At 51.5% G+C, this 18,980-nt stretch carries 19 protein-coding genes; 8 read left to right on the plus strand and 11 right to left on the minus strand.

What is annotated here, in order from left to right; genetic code table 11:
- Positions 1-12 precede the first annotated feature (12 nt).
- Both ACTHRH_RS17055 and ACTHRH_RS17060 read right to left on the minus strand, forming a co-directional pair.
- Positions 13-444 carry a hypothetical protein gene (locus ACTHRH_RS17055; protein WP_379289426.1) on the minus strand — a complete coding sequence of 144 codons (432 nt, stop codon included), beginning with the start codon at positions 442-444 and terminating at the stop codon, positions 13-15.
- Between the two features lie 17 nt (positions 445-461).
- Positions 462-2,705, minus strand: a complete 2,244-nt coding sequence (locus ACTHRH_RS17060; RefSeq protein ID WP_440416705.1) for a PrsW family glutamic-type intramembrane protease — start codon at positions 2,703-2,705, stop codon at positions 462-464.
- Between the two features lie 310 nt (positions 2,706-3,015).
- Here ACTHRH_RS17060 and ACTHRH_RS17065 point away from each other — a divergent pair, with 310 nt between their 5' ends.
- From ACTHRH_RS17065 to ACTHRH_RS17075, 3 genes are all read left to right on the plus strand, one after another.
- Positions 3,016-3,987 carry a helix-turn-helix transcriptional regulator gene (locus ACTHRH_RS17065; RefSeq protein WP_379290809.1) on the plus strand — a complete coding sequence of 324 codons (972 nt, stop codon included), beginning with the start codon at positions 3,016-3,018 and terminating at the stop codon, positions 3,985-3,987.
- A 182-nt stretch (positions 3,988-4,169) separates the two neighbouring features.
- Positions 4,170-4,433: a zinc ribbon domain-containing protein gene (locus tag ACTHRH_RS17070; RefSeq protein WP_144939450.1), complete on the plus strand. Its 264-nt coding sequence runs from the start codon at positions 4,170-4,172 to the stop codon at positions 4,431-4,433.
- Between the two features lie 259 nt (positions 4,434-4,692).
- Positions 4,693-5,466: an IclR family transcriptional regulator gene (locus ACTHRH_RS17075; RefSeq protein ID WP_379290812.1), complete on the plus strand. Its 774-nt coding sequence runs from the start codon at positions 4,693-4,695 to the stop codon at positions 5,464-5,466.
- 117 nt (positions 5,467-5,583) lie between these two features.
- Here ACTHRH_RS17075 and ACTHRH_RS17080 read toward each other — a convergent pair whose 3' ends face one another.
- From ACTHRH_RS17080 to ACTHRH_RS17090, 3 genes are all read right to left on the minus strand, one after another.
- The gene (locus ACTHRH_RS17080; RefSeq protein ID WP_440416708.1) at positions 5,584-6,381 is read right to left on the minus strand and encodes a creatininase family protein; all 798 of its coding nucleotides are present in this window, start codon (positions 6,379-6,381) and stop codon (positions 5,584-5,586) included.
- Between the two features lie 184 nt (positions 6,382-6,565).
- Complete coding sequence (locus ACTHRH_RS17085; RefSeq protein ID WP_379290851.1) at positions 6,566-7,309, minus strand: SDR family NAD(P)-dependent oxidoreductase; 744 nt, start codon at positions 7,307-7,309, stop codon at positions 6,566-6,568.
- A gap of 85 nt (positions 7,310-7,394) precedes the next feature.
- On the minus strand, positions 7,395-8,507 hold the full coding sequence (locus tag ACTHRH_RS17090) for a hypothetical protein (protein ID WP_379290816.1): 1,113 nt from the start codon (positions 8,505-8,507) through the stop codon (positions 7,395-7,397).
- Positions 8,508-8,841: 334 nt separating this feature from the next.
- Between ACTHRH_RS17090 and ACTHRH_RS17095 the strand changes: the two genes are divergently transcribed.
- From ACTHRH_RS17095 to ACTHRH_RS17105, 3 genes are all read left to right on the plus strand, one after another.
- Positions 8,842-9,423: a TetR/AcrR family transcriptional regulator gene (locus ACTHRH_RS17095; protein ID WP_144939485.1), complete on the plus strand. Its 582-nt coding sequence runs from the start codon at positions 8,842-8,844 to the stop codon at positions 9,421-9,423.
- 72 nt (positions 9,424-9,495) lie between these two features.
- The gene (locus ACTHRH_RS17100) at positions 9,496-9,843 is read left to right on the plus strand and encodes a DMT family transporter (protein ID WP_144939448.1); all 348 of its coding nucleotides are present in this window, start codon (positions 9,496-9,498) and stop codon (positions 9,841-9,843) included.
- Positions 9,843-10,157, plus strand: a complete 315-nt coding sequence (locus ACTHRH_RS17105) for a DMT family transporter (RefSeq protein WP_144939446.1) — start codon at positions 9,843-9,845, stop codon at positions 10,155-10,157. The genes ACTHRH_RS17100 and ACTHRH_RS17105 overlap by 1 nt, the downstream gene beginning before the upstream one ends.
- Positions 10,158-10,216: 59 nt before the next feature.
- On the opposite strand, the gene ACTHRH_RS17110 is transcribed toward ACTHRH_RS17105, so the two are convergent.
- Complete coding sequence (locus ACTHRH_RS17110; RefSeq protein ID WP_379290819.1) at positions 10,217-10,438, minus strand: DUF1128 domain-containing protein; 222 nt, start codon at positions 10,436-10,438, stop codon at positions 10,217-10,219.
- Positions 10,439-10,598: 160 nt separating this feature from the next.
- Between ACTHRH_RS17110 and ACTHRH_RS17115 the strand changes: the two genes are divergently transcribed.
- Positions 10,599-11,006, plus strand: a complete 408-nt coding sequence (locus ACTHRH_RS17115) for a secondary thiamine-phosphate synthase enzyme YjbQ (protein ID WP_144939442.1) — start codon at positions 10,599-10,601, stop codon at positions 11,004-11,006.
- A gap of 124 nt (positions 11,007-11,130) precedes the next feature.
- Here the strand turns inward: ACTHRH_RS17115 and ACTHRH_RS17120 are convergent, their stop codons facing one another.
- The 3 genes from ACTHRH_RS17120 to ACTHRH_RS17130 form a co-directional block, all read right to left on the minus strand.
- Positions 11,131-11,493 carry a DUF4383 domain-containing protein gene (locus tag ACTHRH_RS17120; RefSeq protein ID WP_260982155.1) on the minus strand — a complete coding sequence of 121 codons (363 nt, stop codon included), beginning with the start codon at positions 11,491-11,493 and terminating at the stop codon, positions 11,131-11,133.
- Positions 11,494-12,274: 781 nt separating this feature from the next.
- The gene (locus ACTHRH_RS17125) at positions 12,275-12,916 is read right to left on the minus strand and encodes a YigZ family protein (protein WP_440416712.1); all 642 of its coding nucleotides are present in this window, start codon (positions 12,914-12,916) and stop codon (positions 12,275-12,277) included.
- 202 nt (positions 12,917-13,118) lie between these two features.
- Complete coding sequence (locus tag ACTHRH_RS17130; protein WP_144939436.1) at positions 13,119-14,474, minus strand: glucose-6-phosphate isomerase; 1,356 nt, start codon at positions 14,472-14,474, stop codon at positions 13,119-13,121.
- 249 nt (positions 14,475-14,723) lie between these two features.
- On the opposite strand from ACTHRH_RS17130, the gene ACTHRH_RS17135 reads away from it, so the two are divergent.
- Entirely contained in the window at positions 14,724-15,617 is an 894-nt protein-coding gene (locus ACTHRH_RS17135; RefSeq protein WP_379290826.1) for an NAD(P)-dependent oxidoreductase, read from the plus strand.
- A 77-nt stretch (positions 15,618-15,694) separates the two neighbouring features.
- Here ACTHRH_RS17135 and tkt read toward each other — a convergent pair whose 3' ends face one another.
- Both tkt and ACTHRH_RS17145 read right to left on the minus strand, forming a co-directional pair.
- On the minus strand, positions 15,695-17,701 hold the full coding sequence (gene tkt / locus ACTHRH_RS17140) for a transketolase (protein ID WP_440416714.1): 2,007 nt from the start codon (positions 17,699-17,701) through the stop codon (positions 15,695-15,697).
- A 511-nt stretch (positions 17,702-18,212) separates the two neighbouring features.
- Positions 18,213-18,980: a glycerophosphodiester phosphodiesterase family protein gene (locus ACTHRH_RS17145; protein WP_440416715.1), complete on the minus strand. Its 768-nt coding sequence runs from the start codon at positions 18,978-18,980 to the stop codon at positions 18,213-18,215.

The raw sequence follows: 18,980 nt of genomic DNA on the forward strand, positions 1-18,980 counted from the left end.
TGCCGAGGCCAATTAGTTGTCTTCTACCTCCATTTCAAGACTTCCCCGAACCTTTATAATGTCCCCCTCCTTCAGTTCAACCTCCATCTCCGTTTCCACCGGCACATACCCTCCAAGTGCACCGAAATCACAAATACAACAATATTCGTCCTGGACTTCAAGCACCTTTCCCACAGCCTCAATATGCGGAGAGTTATCAATAGGCTGCCGGTGTTGAAGCTTCTCCACCCGATCCAGAACAGAGCATTCCGTCACCATTTGAATGCTAATCTCCGCTTGCAGTCGATCACCTGGGGATAGACGGCTCGACGGTTCACCTGCCTCCAAATACTCATCATGCTGGAGAAAATGGCACCAGACCGCAAGATTTCTGCTTTCCAGAAAAATTCGGGCCCTCCGTTCGTATCCATCTGCCCATAGCTGTTCGATCAAAACTGTCTCCATATCGTTCCCCCCTAATTTTATTGAAGCTTATTAAACGATTTCGGGTCACTCGGCATCATCGTCTGCAATTTTCGGTCCTTTATGATAACGACAACCCCTTTTTTGGCCTTCTCCGCACCCTCAATAAAATAAATGTCTTTGCCATCCACATGTCTATGCATGGAACTTTGGGCGACACGTTCCGCTTGATTCGTAAAATTCTCAAAGCCCTTTACACTAAGCTCGAAATCCGAAGGATCGACGCCGAGCCGCTGAGCCAGAGAGGGTATCCGTTCCGGGTATTTCTCCCAATAATCGGCGAAATGCCGGATTCCCTGATTCGTCCCGTCAGGAAGCACTCCCCACTTGTCGCTGGATGGGCTGTCGAGCATCGACTGTCGCAGCTCCGTGTCCACCTTTGTCGCCCCGCCGTCACCGTCCTTGCCGCCGCTGCCGTCGCCGCCTTTGCCGCCGCTGCCGTCGCCGCCCTTGCTGCCGCTGCCGTCGCCGCCCTTGCCGCCGCTGCCGTCGCCGTCCTTGCCGCCGCTGCCGTCGCCGTCCTTGCCGCCGCTGCCGTCGCCGCCCTTGCCGCCGCTGCCGGCTCCGGCTTCCGGCGTATCGTGGCTGCGACCGGCGCCGGGGCCTTGATGGCCGGCATTCGGCGCAAGCGGGTCCTTCGCTTTCTTACCCGCCCCGGTATTCATGACATTGTCGGCGAATCTCTGCAATCGCGCTTGTAGCCATGGGCCAAGCCGGCCAATCGGGATCCGGTTTATAACAAGCTCAGTCCCCAGGGCTATGGCAACGGAAGGTGAGAGCATCCGCTTCGGGTCGCGAATATTCGCCGCTATCTCCTGCCCGCTTCCCGCAACACTGCTAACGGTCAGTGCCATTCCTACCGCAGGCCAGAACTCGACGAAAAGCAGTGCAGTCGCGAAAGCGATCAGCACCACCGCCCCTTGCTCATACCATTCGAGCCGGTCCCACCATCTCTGGAGGTCATCGAACAGACAAGCGAAGCAAGCGTTCTCCGAGCCTGTCGCCCCGAGCGCAGCATCTTTCAAAAACAGAAGGATCGCAAGCAGCCCCGAAGCGACGATTAACGGTTTGTAAAACTTGTATACCGTCTTCCGCAACGACGGCAGAAGCTCTTTCGCTTCGGACCTTCCATACAGCAGGGTAAACCCGAGCTCCTTCCTCTCCCTGTAAAAATGCATCAATACCCCTGCTCTGCCTCTCTCGGTAAAGAGCGCCTTGCCCATTCTCCAAAGCTCGGATAGAGGGTTCAGCACCTTTTCACCCGCCAATAGCGGAAGCTGCTTGACCATCTTGTTCAGCATCCAGTAGTCAAGAATAATGGCGGCCGCCAGCATTAACAGAAACAAAGGTTTAGTCGAAAACCCGCTGCCCAGCAAGCCATGAAACTTCCGCAGCCATTCCGGCATGCCGTATTGGCCGTTGAACATGGCATGGTCCAACGTTCCCCATGCAAAGAAAAACACCGGAATAAAGTGACTATAATGCCCGATTCGTTGAAAAAATCTTACCGCAAACCCGATGGATAACGCAATCATAGACGTATGTACAGCATGACTGACCGTCATGTTCAAGGGGAAATAACTTTCTTTCAAATAACCTGGAAACAAATCGAACAAATTCCAGTGAAGCGTCTGCCCTCCCAGCCACGAATAACCGTATTCAAAAAGGCCCCCTGTCGTCAGCCTGCGGGTTGCTTCCTCCATAAACTGAAATCCCGCCCCCGAAGCCGCCCCAATCAGGGCATAATCACTTAAGCTTAGTGATGAAGCCCGCCGTGACAGAAACAGATAGACCGCCAAGGGAATTAGCTTGAATAACTCCTCGGCAATAGGGGTGAGGATAGCCTGGCTCCAAAATTGCATGGTGGTCACTCCCCCGAGCCAGTCAGTCAGCTCCGTTACAACCAGAGCCGTAAAGGGAGTAACGAAATAAGCTCCGCTCAGGAAAAAAATCATATATTTTTTCCAAGAGATGGTTTTCCCCCGACACAATACCCAGAATTGAATCACGACATAGAACGACCATAAGAACTGAACGGCCATCTTACGGGAATCCGGGAACAAAATCAGGCTCAACACCAGAACGGCGAGCGCCATCCAGCAATAAAGGACGTAGACCTTCCCCAGAACGGGATACTTCTCCATCAGCTTTTGGCCCCATCCGTAGACGGCTTCCAAAGCCGCCCTAATCCCCAGGCGCGCCTTCCTCCACCAGCTCAAAGTGCTTAACGCATCATTCGCCATAAATGCATCTCCCCCATTCTGCTTTTTTTCTTCCAACCGATATGGACAGATATATGTATGTGTTAGTTCAACCGGAAACCGGCTAATTAATCATGCACCGAGGATAGCCCATAGGATAGCACCCCCGCTGTTTAATGTCTTCCTACATTCGCCGCAATTTTCAGCGGCATCTGCTTCGTACTTTTATAAGGAGATAGTCCGTTTGTCCCGGCCCACTTGCTCCGCCTTGCGGCTCCCTTTACAGGGACGACTTTGCTATACTATGGATACTTGCAATCACCGGGAGAACAGCCCGACGGGAGGGTTATCCATGAGATTAGACCGGCTTCTGGCCATTACGATGATTCTTATGAATCGCAAGAAAATTCCGGCCAAGGAATTGGCTCAAATGTTCGAGGTATCCCCGAGAACGATTTATCGGGATATCGAGGCCATTAATCTGGCAGGCATACCTATCGTCAGTTACCCCGGCCTTAATGGCGGAATAGGTATTGTGGAAAGCTTTAAGCTGGATAAGAACGTCTGGACACAGGACGAGTTGGCCTCCATCACGGTTGCTCTACAAAGCGTTTCTTCTTCGTATAGAGACGACCAAGCCGCCCGGGCACTGGAGAAAATCAAAACGATGATTCGCGATAACGAATTCGAAAGCTTTGAATCGAAAACCTCCCATTTGTTTATCGATTACAGCCCTTGGGACAAAGATCCGGGATATAAAGAAAGAACCTCTGCTCTCCAGGAGGCCGCCCTTACCTCCAAAGTCATCCGATTTACTTACCGAAGCGCAAACGGAGAAGTCTCCCGACGGGAAGCGGAGCCGCATACTCTTGTTTTCAAGGGGCAGAAATGGTATCTGTACGCCTATTGCCGCACCAGAGATAATTTCCGCCTCTTCAAAGTTATACGGATGAAAGACATAGAGGTTCTCACCGAAACATTTCGACGCCGGAACATCCAGCCCGATCAGCTGCCCTGGGAGAAGGAATGGCACGACCCCGCCAATAAAATCCGGCTTATTCTAAAGTTCCAGCCTGAGCTTAGAGGCTTGGCCGAGGAATGGTTCGATCCGTGGTCGCTCCAAGAGACTGAAGAAGGGGCTTTCGTCGTGGAAGCCGACTATCCCGAGAGTGACTGGCTGTACGGCTTCATCCTCGGCTTCGGGGACAAAGTGGAGGTGATCGCCCCGGACAAGATTCGCCGGCGAATCCGGGAAACAGCCGCAGGCATAGTGAGTGTATATGAGCATTCCAACATATCATCCAGGACGATCTCCAAACGTTGACATAACGTTGTCATCATTGCCGGTTAAACTGGAGCTATAGGATCGGTTGCAATAATTGGAGTCCGTCTTTAGTCCGATTCTTGAACGCACGGAACTTCGGGGCTCTTTCCCGGGAGCAGAGCCCCTTGGACCGGCATGAAATCCTGTTTTAAACCTAACAACGTTATAAGGAGGAATTAAGAATGAAAGCCAGTTACTGCCAAAGCTGCGGAATGCCCATGGAGGAACAACAAAGGGCCAGGGAAATGGACGGGACCGTCAATGAAGAATTCTGTCTCTATTGCTATGAGAACGGAGAGTTCAAGCAACCGGAACTAACGATGGAGCAAATGATCGAAATCTGCGTCCCTTATATGAAAGAAACCGGCATGCCGGAGCAGCAGGCACGCGCCATTCTGCAGGAGCAATTGCCCACCCTGTCGAGATGGAAAGCCGCCGGGGCGTAGGACGCTGGGAAGCTGCAGAAATGGCATCTAAGGCTTTTTTTCGTCATCCTGACGGCTGTACATCTTATATCGGCACAAAGCAAGGCCGCATCCTATCGATTTGGGGTGCGGCCTCATTCTATGTCATCCGAACAGACAAGTATAATGAAAGCTTCGTATATAGAAGAACCATCGGATATCGACATTCGCTTCGGAATACAGTAAAATCTAAACAGTTTCATATTTATGAATTATTTTCGAAGAAAAGGTGTTATCCAATATGAGTTCGCAAACGCCCAAGGTCAAATCTGCGGATCGAGTGCTCGATATATTTGAACTTTTTACAGGCGATAAGGAAACCTATAATCTCACGGAAATATCCAAATCTCTGAACATGCCGCCAAGCAGCACCTATTTGATCCTGCAAAATATGCTGAGCAGGGGCTATCTGGAGACCGACCGTTCCGGTAAACAATTCCGAATCGGCTATAAGCTCTTCACGATTCGTTCCGGCTATATGCGCAATTCCAGCTTAACTGGCGAATTCAGCCAAATCGCGGACAAAATTATCGACGATCTGAATGAGACAACAAGCTTGGCCATTAGAGCGGGCAATAATCTTCTTTACATCGGGGAAAAGGTGAGCAAGCACGCCCTTCGCTTCACCCCGAGTATCGGAACCCACCTGCCTCTGCATGCAACAGCTTCAGGGAAAGTGCTTCTAGCGGATCTGTCGATGGAAGAGCTTCGCGAGCTTTATCCGAATGATGAACTGGAGAAAGTAACCGACAAGACGATCTCCACTTTCTCCGATCTGCTCAAGGAACTCGAGAAAGTCCGCCAGCAAGGCTTCGGCTACAACATGGGAGAAACCGTTGACGGTGTGCACTGCGTCGCCGGCGCCGTGCGTGATGCGGATGGCCGCACCGTTGCATCCGTCAGCATATCGGTCCCCGTTGTCCGTATTACAGGGGAAATATGGGGGGGAGTGCACGATTGGATTAAACGTTCCTGTGAAGAATTGAGTAACAAAGTATATTGTCAGCTTAGATGAATAAATCCCCGATTATCCGCAGACTGCACATAATCGGGGCAATTTTTGCTGCGTGTAGAAGCCGCCAGGAGTCTGCGGCTATCTATTATAAATTCCGGCTGTTTCATCGAACAGATTCTATGAAGGCTTCATGCTTTTCTCTCCCTGTTCCATCGAACGATAAGTCTTGATCAGCCAATCCGCTACGCCGGCGCAAATCGCGTTTATATAGCGAAGCCCCCGTTCTGCGGTTGCCAGATGCGGGGTATCGGTATAGCCATCCATTCCGGTTAGCTCTTGATGCCGGCCGATGAACGTACCCGGCGGTCCGGAATGAATCCATGCGCGTGGCGAATGATCGGCCGAAACGGCCTCATGGATCGAATCAACCAATTGCTCCCGCAAGGCCAGAACAATAGCGGTTTCGAAACCGCCGGCATGTCCCGGAACCATACCGACCTCTTTGGCATTCTCCGCTTCCAGTGCCTCACGCGAGACATTCCAATAGGAGGCTGAAGCCGTCCAGATCGGATGCTTCACGGCCAGATCGTTTGCCGTCTGATGCATAATTTGCTCATTGCCCCCGTGAGCATTCAGAAACGCAATTTTGCGGAAGCCCCCGCGTACGAGGCTTTCCCCTATGTCGCGAAGCATGTGCAAATAAGTAGCGGATGAGAAAGACAACGTTCCGCCGAAACGCAGATGATGATCTGAACAGCCGATAGATAGCAGCGGACAGAGCAGCAGCGGCACTTCCCGGGCGGCAGATGCCACTGCCTGAATGGCCACATATTCGCCAATCAGACAGTCCGTGGATACAGGCAGATGCGGGCCGTGCTGCTCCGTCGCGGCCAGCGCTACGACAGCCATGTATCCTTCCCGGGCCATCCTATTTATTTCTTCCCTCGTATGCTCCTGATAAAGAAATGACTTCACAATCCATCCCCTGCCTTCCATTTATTTCTCCATGCAGCCGGGCGTTTTTATCATTTTTCATCGTCCCCTTGGATCTGGTTTCCATCCCTTTGTACGTAATGGCCCTACGCTCATTCGCTAAACAGCAACGTTCCAAAGCATCCGACCATCGTACTTAAACGAACGGGCAAACCATGCTCGGCATTCAATGAAAACCTCCGTCTACTTGATAGAGCGAACCGGTCACGTAGGAAGAAGCGTCCGACAACAGGAAGGCGGCCACTTCATTGATCTCCTCCGCTTCCGCTGAACGGCCGAGCCATGTGCAACGCCGGATGGCCGCCTTCTCCTGTTCAGATTCCAGAGCCAATAATTCCTTGGAACGGAAATTTCCGGGCATGATCACGTTGGCTCGAATGCCGTATTGTGCGTAGTCTGCCGCGATTACCCGCGTTAACTGGTTAACGCCTGCCTTGGCCGCCCCGTAAGCGGTACAGCCCTGCGAAACGACCTGCCCCAAGATCGAGGACGTGTTGACAATCGAGCCCCCTCCGGATCGAATAAGCAGAGGCAGAGCATATTTATTCAGCAGGAACGTGCTCGTGAGCGTGCCTCTTATGCCGTATTCCCACTCCTCCAGGGACATTTCGAGAATCGGCTTCCAGCCATTAGAATAGACGTTGTGATAAGTGCCGTCCAGCCTCCCGAAGCGGCGCTCAACATCCTCGACAAGCGCCCTTACTTCCGATTCGTCGCACATGTCCGCCTGCCTATACACCAAACGGTGTTCGCCGTATTGCTCCAACCACCGTTCTTTTTCGGAAAATTGATCCGGGGGCAGGCAGTCGCAGCCATATACGAACGCCCCCCGTTCCAGGAACATTGCAACCGCCGAACGTCCCAGCATGCCTAAGCATCCGGTAATGAGCACGACTTTATTCTGCAGCATGTTCAATGAAATCACCTTCTTCTATATGAAATTTAGCATCAAGCTATCGCTGTATCTTCGGACATGACTGCACTGCAACCAGACATTATAATCGGTATGTAATGCCGAGGCACGGGGTTTCCAGCTTCCTGCCTTCAAATAAAGAGTCCATCGCGAAACTGATCATTCCGGTCGTGAGAAGGATGCGCTCCGGAGGAAACGGCTCTTTGCCACTTATGATGAAATTTTCGATCATCCGGGTCAGTCTTTCAAAATGTGCGAAAGGCCTCTCCAAATCACTGTCGCACAGCGCCGCCGTCACCCGGCCCTGCCCGTTGCGGAACGCAAAGCTCCACTGCTCGACGAGCCGCTTGAACTGAATAATATAGCCTTTAGTGCCGTCCATATAGTCTACAATGAACAAGGCCGGCTCAGGCTCCAATTCTCTTGGATGCGCATCGGGCACTCCGGGAATCGCTTTCAATGCTTGCAGAAGAAGGTCCTCCGGCCATTCTCCCCGATCCATCGCGCTCCACGTTTCATCGCCGGAGCCGCCAAGCAGCCGAATCGACCGGACGCCGGTTTCCCCTCCCTCTCTTCGTTCGGCCAGAGACTGCATCACCTCCATCGCATGGATGCCATAAGCTTCAAGTCCGCCCGAACTGATAACGAGAATTTCCCGCAAAGACCGCAGGTTCTGTTCATTGAACGTTGGAATGTGGTCGCAATGAGGAATCGACGAGCCTCCCATAAACGGAATCTTCCGCGCTTTCAGCTGGCTGAACATCCATACGGCGTCATTATAGTTATAGGCGAGATGCTTATCGGAAAAAATCGGCACCGCCAGACCGAGATAATCCAGCGTAACAAGCGTCTCCTCAAGAAAACGCCGCCGCGGATACATCATTTGCCCCCGTTCGTTCATCGGATAATCCCCGTGTTCCCCGATAATGACCACCCCATCGATCGGTTCCTGGCAATGTCCCGCACGGACGGCCTCCGCGATCGTCGGATAAATCGGGATTCCGCAGCGGGCTGCGACCTCTCTGCTCATATCGTTCACCGGCACCTGGTCCGTATATAGAGAAACGACTTCAACACTCGGCTGGTAGCCCATATCACCAAGCAGCCGTCCGACGATTACCTCGGCATGAGAATTATGCCGGTATTCCGTGACGATTGCCGCTATTTTCTTCGGTCTGTTGGTGCTGGCGTTCACCTTCGCCCCCCCTTAATCGGTAAAAAATGTTAATATCGATAAGTGAATTCTATCTTCGATATCGATTATAGTCAATAATTTTTCACAAATGTGCAAGTCTTTCTTATACGAGAATAATTAAGTCGATTAATGGCGGATCATGCGTGGAGCACTCTTCTAAATTATGAATTTTGTTGTATGCTCGAAACTGTCATCAGAACGGATCGATCTGCAAAAAGGTACTTTAATTATATTCCGTTAGTCATTAATGAACTTTATATTTTTTCGTATTGACAATCGGGCGGAGCTGTGAGAGAATTCAACCTAACGACCGGTAGGAAGGGAGAGGTTGGCTGTGACTTCGGAACGGATTAAAGAAGCGGCTCTCACTCATTTTGCGAAGGACGGTTACGAAGGGGCGTCGCTAACCAGCATTGCCGCAGATGTGGGGATCAAGAAACCTTCCATTTATGCACATTACAAAGGGAAGGACGATCTTTTTTTAAGCGTCATTGAGGATGTGGCACGCGATGAATTTTTGTTTGTCGTGAATTTTATCGAGTCCTCGGCTGAGGCATCCTTGGGAGATCGGCTGTATTCGCTGCTTGTCCAATATCAGGAGCGATTCGAGCATAACGATAAGTCCCGGTTTTGGCTGAGAACGATCTTCTTCCCCCCCACTCATCTGTATGAGGAAGTAATGGTGTATGTCTACACTTATTTAGATAATCTGGAAGGATTAATGATCCCTATATTTGAAAAAGCTATCCTCGACAGAAACATCCAACCGGTCGGAGCCGAACGGGCCGCTGTCGCTTTCATCGGATTGATGGATAGCGTCCTTGTGGAAATGCTGTATGGCGGCCGCGAAAGATTTGCCAAACGGCTGAATGCTTCCTGGTTTATCTATTGGAAGGCCCTGAATCCCGGGCAGTGACGGTTTAAAGATTTACATTTTTCGTTACCGCCGGATCTGCTGCAACATCACATCATAAGGAGGGAACGGTCCATGAATCGAAATTGGGCTTATGTGCTTATCGCCGGGCTATTCGAAGTCGGCTGGGTAGTCGGTCTTAAGCACGCCAACACTTGGCTGGAATGGGCCGGTACAGCTATAGCTATTATTGTCAGTTTTGGATTATTAATTCTGGCAAGCAAGAGATTGCCCGTCGGAACGGTTTATGCCGTATTTACCGGACTGGGGACTTCAGGAACGGTGTTAATGGAATTTCTCGTATTCGGGGAACCGTTCAAATGGGCGAAAGTTCTGCTCATTCTGCTGTTGTTAACGGGCATTATCGGATTGAAATTAATTACTAAAGAAACGGATGATGCTGAAGAGGGGGCGAAAGTCTGATGAGTTGGCTGTTTCTCATTCTGGCCGGAAGCTTCGAGGTTGTTGGGGTCACCGGAATTAACAAGGTGAATCGCAACCGCAACTGGCAATCGTTTCTTTATTTGATCGGGGGCTTTACTCTCAGCTTCCTGTTCTTGTCGCTCGCGATGAACAGCATTCCCATGGGCACCGCTTATGCGGTCTGGACCGGAATTGGCACGGTAGGCAGCGCCTTGGTCGGAATGTTTATATACGGAGAGTCCAAGAGCGTTCTGCGCATCGTGTTTATCGCAATGGTTCTATCCGCAGCGATCGGGCTGAAGCTGATTTCTTAATAATAAAATCGCAAGGCTCCCTCCAATCGGAAGGGAGCCTTTGGTTTGGTTTCGATGGATCAGTTTTCCTTGCGCAGCTTCCCCAATTCCATAACAATGGCATCCATCTCGCTGACGCTGAAATTGTTCTTGCTCATCACCAGATCATGAATATCGACCAAATCTTCATATTTATTGTAGTCAAAATGGCTGGCCTTAATAGCCGAGCCCGTGGCCACCCTAAGCTTCGATTTAATCGCTTCCAGCATTTGTTCGACCTCGCTGGCTACTTTGTCGCTCATATTCCGCAGTCATCCTTTCCCTTTCGGTATGGTTTCATTGTACCACGCCCAAGCTTAAAAATCGCTACTGAAGTCATTTTTCCAAACCGGGAGATCGTTAATGGCCCGTCATGTTCTGGTATACTGAAAATAAAATTGCCGCGAGGAGGACTTTTCCACGATGATTCATTCCTTTACCATTCAATCCAGACAACGTGACGAGATGCTGGAGATTACAGACCGCATTGAACGCCTGATTCGCGATTCCGGTATTCGGCAAGGGCTTGCCGTCGTTTATTGTCCGCATACGACAGCCGGCATTACCATTAACGAAAATGCGGACCCGGATGTCAAGCATGATGTGCTGCTTCGCCTGGACGAGGTTTATCCCTGGAACCATCCCGGGTATCGTCATATAGAAGGGAATACGGCATCCCATCTTAAGGCTATGACGGTCGGTTCTTCCCAAACCGTCATTATCGACCAGGGAAAACTGCTTCTCGGGCGGTGGCAGGGGATTTATTTTTGCGATTTTGACGGCCCCCGAAGCCGCACCTGCTATGTCAAATTAATGCCGGACCAGGGATAACGCTAGGGCTCCTGGCGAAAAGGCGGCAAATCTGACGCGAAACAATAGAACCCCGCTCTCCGGTTAAGGGAAGGAAAGCGGGGTCACTGCTGTACTGCTGCTGATTTCTGCAAGCACCATGCCGTTAGATCGCTTTTTTCATGCCGGATTTCGGCTCGGCGAGAACAAATCCGACGTAGGTGCCTGCCGCACCGACGAGGAGATGGTAAATGCTTTCGGCCATCTGCAGGTCCATCACTCCAAACAGACTGGGAGAGAAAACTCCCAAAGAGCCGATGATCAAATAAACGATTCCGACAATTTTGGCGTACAGAGCGGCATGGGATTCCTTCTTCGCCGCCCACAGCCCCCAAGCTCCGATCAGGAGATGAATCGCATTATGTACTGCATCGAAGTGGATAAAATTCAGCAATTCTTTGATGAAAAATCCGAAAATCCCCAACAGCAAGAAGACGATCCCGGACCATTTGGCGAATCCTCTTATCACCGACAACTCCTCCTTTGGATTGGTATTTGGCTATCGGTACAAACCTCGACACAGTACAGTTTATGAACAGGCCCGGCCTAAAAATGACTATATCTGCTAAAAATATGGACAAAAAACGGCAAGAAGCCGATTGAATCCGTTGGCAGAAAGCGTCAAACAGCGTTACAAAATGACCAGCAGAAACGCAGATCTTTTGAAGGAATATAGGCGAAATCCGCAAATGACAAGCAATAGTGCAGGTAAGATTGTTAGTGATTTGGCGATGGAGCGGCTAATTTTCTTATGGAAGAGTAAACCTAACTATTTGCGCATCTTATCTTCCTTGTGATAGATTTACCGGATTCGCCAAAGCACCCGCCCATCACGAACATGGACGTGTTGCAAAAGACGAACAAAAGTACATTAAAATCCGGCCTTTATCTCCAAAAAGGGCAAAAGACGCTCAATTGTGCAGGTCTTTTTGGACAAAATGGCGCAATTTCACAAAATCCGCTTCAAAGACGTGCAGTTTTGCTTTAGATTCAGACGTATCGCGGCTTTTTCGTAAAAAGACCTGCAGTTTTGCTCTAGTTTCAGGCACGGACGCAGCCTTTCGCGAAAAGACCTGCAGTTGCAAAGCCTGCAGTTTCGCTTTAGATTCAGGCGAGACGTGGCCTTTCGCGAAAAGACCTGCAGTTTCGCTTTAGATTCAGGCATCGCACGGATCTTTCACATAAAGACCTGCCCTGATTTACACTATCCGGCGCCAGAGTTCCGCTATCGGTTATCGGGCATCATCCAGTTAATCAGGCAGTTCATCATATTCGCGGTATAATGCTTCCCCTTTGCTAATCGCAGCCTGACCTTGGGTCAGATCCGTCATCCAGTCTACGAAAGAATCCGTCTGCTCCAGAAGGGGAAGGCACAGAAGAGAAACCTTATCGGTAAAATTCGATTCCCCGCGGACAATGCCTTTCATGTGAAGTTCGTTCTCCACTTTCCCCAGCCAATGATAGTCTATCTCCACATACACTTCCTGGTGCAGCACTTTATATACCGGTCCGCCGGCCTCGATCGCCGCCACCGCTCCGTCCGTGTATGCGCGGATCAGTCCCCCGGCCCCCAGCATGATTCCGCCGAAGTAGCGGGTCACCACGATGGCGGCATTTTTCAGCCCCTGATTTTTGATCACTTCCAGAATAGGCTTTCCGGCCGTTCCGCTAGGCTCCCCATCATCGGATTGCTTCTGATATTCGTCCCGCTCTCCGACTACATATGCCCAGCAATTATGCGTGGCCGACCAATGCTCCTTACGGATGGCCTCTACGAATTGCAGAGCCTCCTCCTCGCTTTGCACCGGTTTGGCGTGGCCGATAAAGCGCGATTTTTTGATCACAATTTCCTTAGCGCCATATTGTTTAACGGTCTTGTATTGAGCAAGCATCAGCCCTGATCCCTCCGTTTCCTCAACTCTTCCTCCGAAAGCTAACGGTATCCCGGCTCCGAGGATTCCTCCCCTGTCCCCGCGCCTTTCTCATAGATCATATAGACAAAAGAGCGACCCATCCCCTGAGTGGAATGAATCGCCCTTCAAGGTCTCCCTATTGGCGAAACCTGTTAAACACCGGATGACCGAAAACCTTTAATTAGCCGTTCAAACGGGCCTCCAGCTCCGCTTTCTCTTTCTCATAGCCCGGTTTGCCGAGCAGAGCGAACATGTTCTTCTTGTAAGCCTCCACTCCCGGCTGGTCGAACGGATTGACGCCGAGCAGGTAGCCGCTGATTCCGCAAGCCTTCTCGAAGAAGTACACCATGTAGCCGAACGTATATGGCGACATATCCGGCAGCGTGACAATCAGATTGGGAACTTGTCCATCGGTATGGGCAAGCATCGTTCCTTCGAAAGCCTTCTTGTTGACGAAATCCATCGTCTTTCCGCTTAGGAAGTTCAAACCGTCCAGATCGTCCTTGTCTGTACCGATCACGATCTCTTCCGGTACTTTAGCCACTTGAATGACGGTTTCAAACAAATTGCGCGTCCCTTCCTGGACGAATTGTCCCATCGAATGCAGGTCGGTCGAGAAGTCGACGGAGGCCGGGTAAATTCCTTTGTAATCCTTACCCTCACTCTCGCCGAATAATTGCTTCCACCATTCGGAAACAAAGTGGAGGGACGGCTCGTAATTGACGAGCAGCTCGATGCCTTTACCTTTGCGGGCCAATATGTTGCGCACGGCAGCGTACTGGTAGCTTTCATTCTCGTTCAAGTCCGGATTGGAGTAAGCCTCCCGGGCATCGGCAGCGCCTTGCATCATGGCATCGATGTCGATTCCGGCTACCGCAATCGGCAGCAAGCCTACGGCAGTCAGTACGGAGTAACGGCCGCCTACATCGTCGGGAATGACGAACGATTCGTAGCCTTCCTCGTCCGCCAGCTTCTTCAATGCGCCGCGGGCCTTGTCCGTTGTGGCATAGATCCGCTTGCGGGCTTCTTCCTTGCCGTACTTCTTCTCCAACAGCTCGCGGAAAATCCGGAAGGCTATAGCCGGCTCCGTCGTCGTTCCGGATTTGGAAATGACGTTGACGGAAATGTCCTTGCCTTCGAGAAGCTGGAGAAGATGAGTGACATAGGTGGAGCTGATGTTGTTGCCTACGAAGTAAACCTCCGGTGTCTTCCGCTTATCCTTCGGCAGCAGATTATAGAAGGAGTGAGACAGCATCTCGATCGCCGCACGCGCACCGAGATAGGAGCCCCCGATTCCGATAACGACGAGCGCATCGGAGTCCGATTGGATTTGCTTGGCCGCTTTATGTATGCGAGCATATTCTTCTTTATCATAATTAACGGGAAGGTCGATCCAGCCCAAATAATCCGAGCCGGCACCGGTTCCCTGATGCAGTTGGTCATGGGCCAAACGAACGGATGCCGCTATATTATCCAACTCATGTCTGCCGAAGAAAGGCAGTGCTTTGCTGTAGTCAAAATGAAGTTTCGAACTCATGGTTATCCTCCTTGTAGTTAGCTCTAAAGCGGATGTATTCATATGCTAAGAATACTGGCTGATGCAAGGAAATGCAAGTTGACGGGCGACGAGGCTATCGGTAAGCTATCCCACATGCATACTGACCTCCGAAAGCCTGCCTGTCAGATACAGTATCTTAAATATCGCTGCAATCCTGCTCTTATAGTTTTCGCAAGACGCCTCTAATGCTAAAATAAAGGCAAATATGCGGAAGAGGTGAACCGGATCATGAAATCAATCGGATTTATCGGCCTGGGAACCATGGGATTTCCTATGGCCTCGAATTTATTGAAGCAAGGCTATCCCCTTACTGTATATAATCGTACGCCTTCCAAAGCGGAGAAGCTGCTGGAAGCGGGGGCCAAGTGGGCCGCCACACCTGCCGAAGCCGCTCGCTCGGCCGATGTTCTCTTCACCAATGTAAGCAACGATCAAGTCCTGTTGAAATTGACCTTCGATGAGGAAGGAATTATGCAGGGCGCCCATCCCGGTCTGACCGTGATTGACTGCAGCACCGTTGCCCCGGAAACAAGCCGCCGGATAGAAGCGGAAATGTCTGCGCGCGGGGGCGATTTCCTCGACGCGCCGGTAACCGGCAGCAAGCCGGCCGCAATCGATGGAACTTTGGTATTTATGGTAGGCGGGAAGGAAGAGGTGTTCCGGGAGCATGCCGATCTGTTCGAAACCTTGGGCAGCAAGGCTGTATACATGGGGCCATCCGGTTCCGGCTCTTATACGAAGCTTGCCCACAATACCATCGTCGGCATCAATGCGCTGGCATTGGCTGAAGGAATGGCACTGGCCGCCAAAGCCAATCTGGACCCCGAGAAATTCCTCGGCATCGTCACGTCGGGCGCTGCCAACAGCAGACAAGCCGAGCTGAAAGGGACGAAGATTATAGACCGCAATTTCGACGTACAGTTCTCCCTGCAGCTCATGCTTAAGGATCTGCTGCTGGCCGCCGATCAAACCTCCAAATTTCAACTGCCCCTTCCCCTGCTCCATTCCGCCTCCACGTTATACCAGATGGCCCTGAGCAAAGGACTGGGCGATCAAGACTTGTGCTCGGTCATTCAATGCTATGAGGAATGGATAGGCCGCAGGATCGAAAAAGACAGGTAGAGGAGACAGCCGCTCCTCCCGAAACTTTCCTTCACATATGGATTAACAGGCAGCCGGATTACGGCTGCCTGTTCGGTTTATTTCAATAAAGCTTTAACTTTAGCCGCTACGTTGTCAGCCGTAAAGCCGTATTCCTTCATAATGATGCCGGCTGGAGCCGAAGCGCCGAATTGGTCGATGCATAGCGTATCTCCCTGGTCGCCAATATACTTGTGCCAGCCAAGGGAAGAAGCCATCTCGACAGCCAGGCGGGCTTTGACATCCGGGAGCAGGACGGAATCTTTATACTCCTGGGATTGCTTCTCGAAGAGCTCCCAGCTTGGCATGCTTACGACGCGCACGCCGATTCCTTGCTCGGCCAACTGCTTGCGGGCTTCCATAGCCAGGCTGACCTCCGAACCGGTAGCCAGCAGGATCGCCTGAGGCTTGCCGTCCGGCGCATCCGCCAATACGTAAGCTCCTTTGGACAGATGGTCCTTGGCCAGTTCCGCAGTTCCTTCCAGGTTAGGCACTCCTTGACGGGTAAGAACTAGAGCCACCGGGCCTTCTTTGTTCGCAACCGCATAACGCCAAGCCTGGCTTGTTTCGTTGGCATCCGCCGGACGAAGCACAGTGATTCCCGGCATACAGCGAAGTGCGGCAAGCTGTTCGATAGGCTCATGGGTAGGCCCGTCTTCCCCTACTCCGATACTGTCGTGGGTGAACACGTAGATAACCGGAAGCTTCATCAGTGCAGCCAGACGAATGGCCGGGCGCAAATAATCCGAGAAGACGAAGAACGTTCCGCCGTAAGGCCGGACTCCGCCATGAAGCGCCATTCCGTTAACGGCCGCCCCCATTCCGAACTCGCGAACGCCGTAATAAATATTGCGGCCGCCGTTGTCTGCGGCAGTCATGTTCCCGCTGCATGCGATATGCGTAAATGTCGAACTCTCCAGATCCGCAGAGCCTCCGATCAGCGCAGGCACGTTCTTGGCGATAGCATTCAAGGCGTTCTCCGAAGCTTTGCGGGTGGCAATAGCCTTGTCTTCAGGGGAATACACCGGCAGATCGGCATCCCAGCCTTCCGGCAATTCTCCCTTAACCGCCTGCTCGAATTGAGCCGCCAGCTCCGGATAAGCTTTCTTGTATTCCGCTACCAGCTCGTTCCAAGCTTCTTCCTTCTTGATTCCTTGCTGCTTCATCTCCTCGAAGTGGGCCCGCACTACATCCGGGACGAAGAAATCCTCTTCCTCATGCCATTCATAGACCTTCTTGGTCAACTGCACTTCGTCCTTGCCCAAGAAAGTACCGTGAGCGGCCGAAGTACCGCCTTTGTTAGGACTTCCGAAGCCAATGACCGTCTTCACTTCAATAAGGGTCGGACGATAGTCTGCACGCGCTGCCGCGATCGCCTCATGAATTTCCTCCAGGTTATTGCCGTCCTCAACTCTGAGCACCTGCCAGCCATACCCTTCGAAACGCTGCAGCACATTCTCGGAGAAGGACAGATTCAATTCTCCATCGAGAGAAATATTGTTGGAATCGTACAGAACAATCAATTTGCCCAATTGCAGATGTCCGGCCAACGAAGCGGCTTCGCTGCTGATGCCCTCCATCAAATCCCCGTCTCCGCAAATGGCGTAAGTATAATGATCCACAATGCTAAAGTTATCCCGGTTATAGACAGCCGCCATATGCTCCTCAGCCATCGCCATTCCGACTGCCATGGCGATTCCCTGTCCCAGAGGGCCGGTCGTAGCCTCTACTCCGGGAGTATGTCCGTATTCCGGATGCCCCGGAGTCTTGCTTCCCCATTGACGGAAATTCTTCAGATCGTCAATGGACAGATCGTATCCGAACAGATGCAAGAGGCTATATAGCAGCATGGAGCCATGTCCCGCAGACAGCACGAACCGGTCACGGTTGAACCATTCCGGATTGGCGGGATTGTGATTCATAAATTTCGACCACAGCTTGTAAGCCATAGGTGCAGCCCCCATGGGCATACCAGGGTGGCCGGATTGAGCCTTCTCCACCGCATCGATGGAGAGTGTTCGAATCGTATTAATCGCTAGTTGTTCCAATTGACTCTTAGTCGTCATAAGTAATCCCCCTACATTGTTATTGCCAGCACTGTCTCCATGACCGCCTGTCATCGCCAGTCCGGATAGGACTGCGGGATTGACTATCACGTAATCGCTGGAAACAGGCTCTTCCCATTCCTTGCTAGTTACAATGACTTTCTTTCCGACAGCGGCTAATCTCTTGAATAAGGTTTCAGAGCCTTACCGCCGTTCAGAGGTGTCGGTTTAATTTTCTCTCTTATCTGTTATCTCCGGTTGATCCGGTTTTCATCGACAATCAGGGATGGCCGATGATCGATTGTCCATTCCCCTTATTGTACCATTCCCTCTTCAACTGTGCCATATTAGCCGAGTAAAATTATCCCTAACTTTCGGCAGGATGCTGTCAGGAAGCGGGTATAACCAAGCGCTTGGAAGGTGACTAGACTAAGTAAATATCATGCTCCGTTATACGGGAAAATCGGCCGGGCATCTTGCCAGGACCGGCCGATTAAAAACGGTATGAGCGCTGAGTATGGTTTTGCTCGCTTTACTGATGAGTTCCCATCTGGCTGCGTATGCGCAGAGCCGGCAGCGGATCGTTGCAGGTCATTAGAGTGGCTCCACAGCCCAATGCGTAATACACTTGCTTGTCGTTGTCAGGACAGTAACACCAGGCCAGCAGGCCCATGGCTTGGAACTCCTCCACTGTCTTCGGGGATAACAGCTCCATACTGATCCCTACCGCCCACATTTTACTGAAGGTTCCGCCCGGCCCCGGGCGGAAATTGAACATCAGTTGTTCCGGGAAGCCCTGCGTTCTCAATTGATAAGTGTCATAGATGTGGGCGATCACATCGGCATCGAAGCAGGTGAATACGCAGCGGGGAAGATACCCGTATTCTTCAAGCATGGCGATTGCCCGGTCAGCCGCCTCTTTAGCGTTGGGGCCGCGTTTGATTTCAACGTTCAAGAGGGTCTGCGGATATGCCTGAAGCAGCTCGCACAGCTCTTGCAGAGTCGGAATTTTCAACCCTTCAAATTCGTCTCCGAACCAGCTTCCCGCATCCAGCTCCTTAAGCTCAGCCAGGGAAAAGTCGCTTACCCTCCCGGTGCCGTTCGTCGTCCGGTCGACCGTTTCGTCATGGATCACGACAATTTCCTGATCCCTGGTCAACCGCAGGTCGAACTCCAGCATATCCACTCCTAATCGGATCGCCTGCTCGAAGGCAAGAAGCGTATTTTCCGGATAAGCCGATTTGTATCCCCGATGCCCGGACACAACGACGGATTTATGATTTTCAAGAATTTCTATCAT

The organism is Paenibacillus sp. SAFN-117 (assembly GCF_051966115.1).
Classification (GTDB): Bacteria; Bacillota; Bacilli; order Paenibacillales; family NBRC-103111; genus Paenibacillus_L; species Paenibacillus_L residui.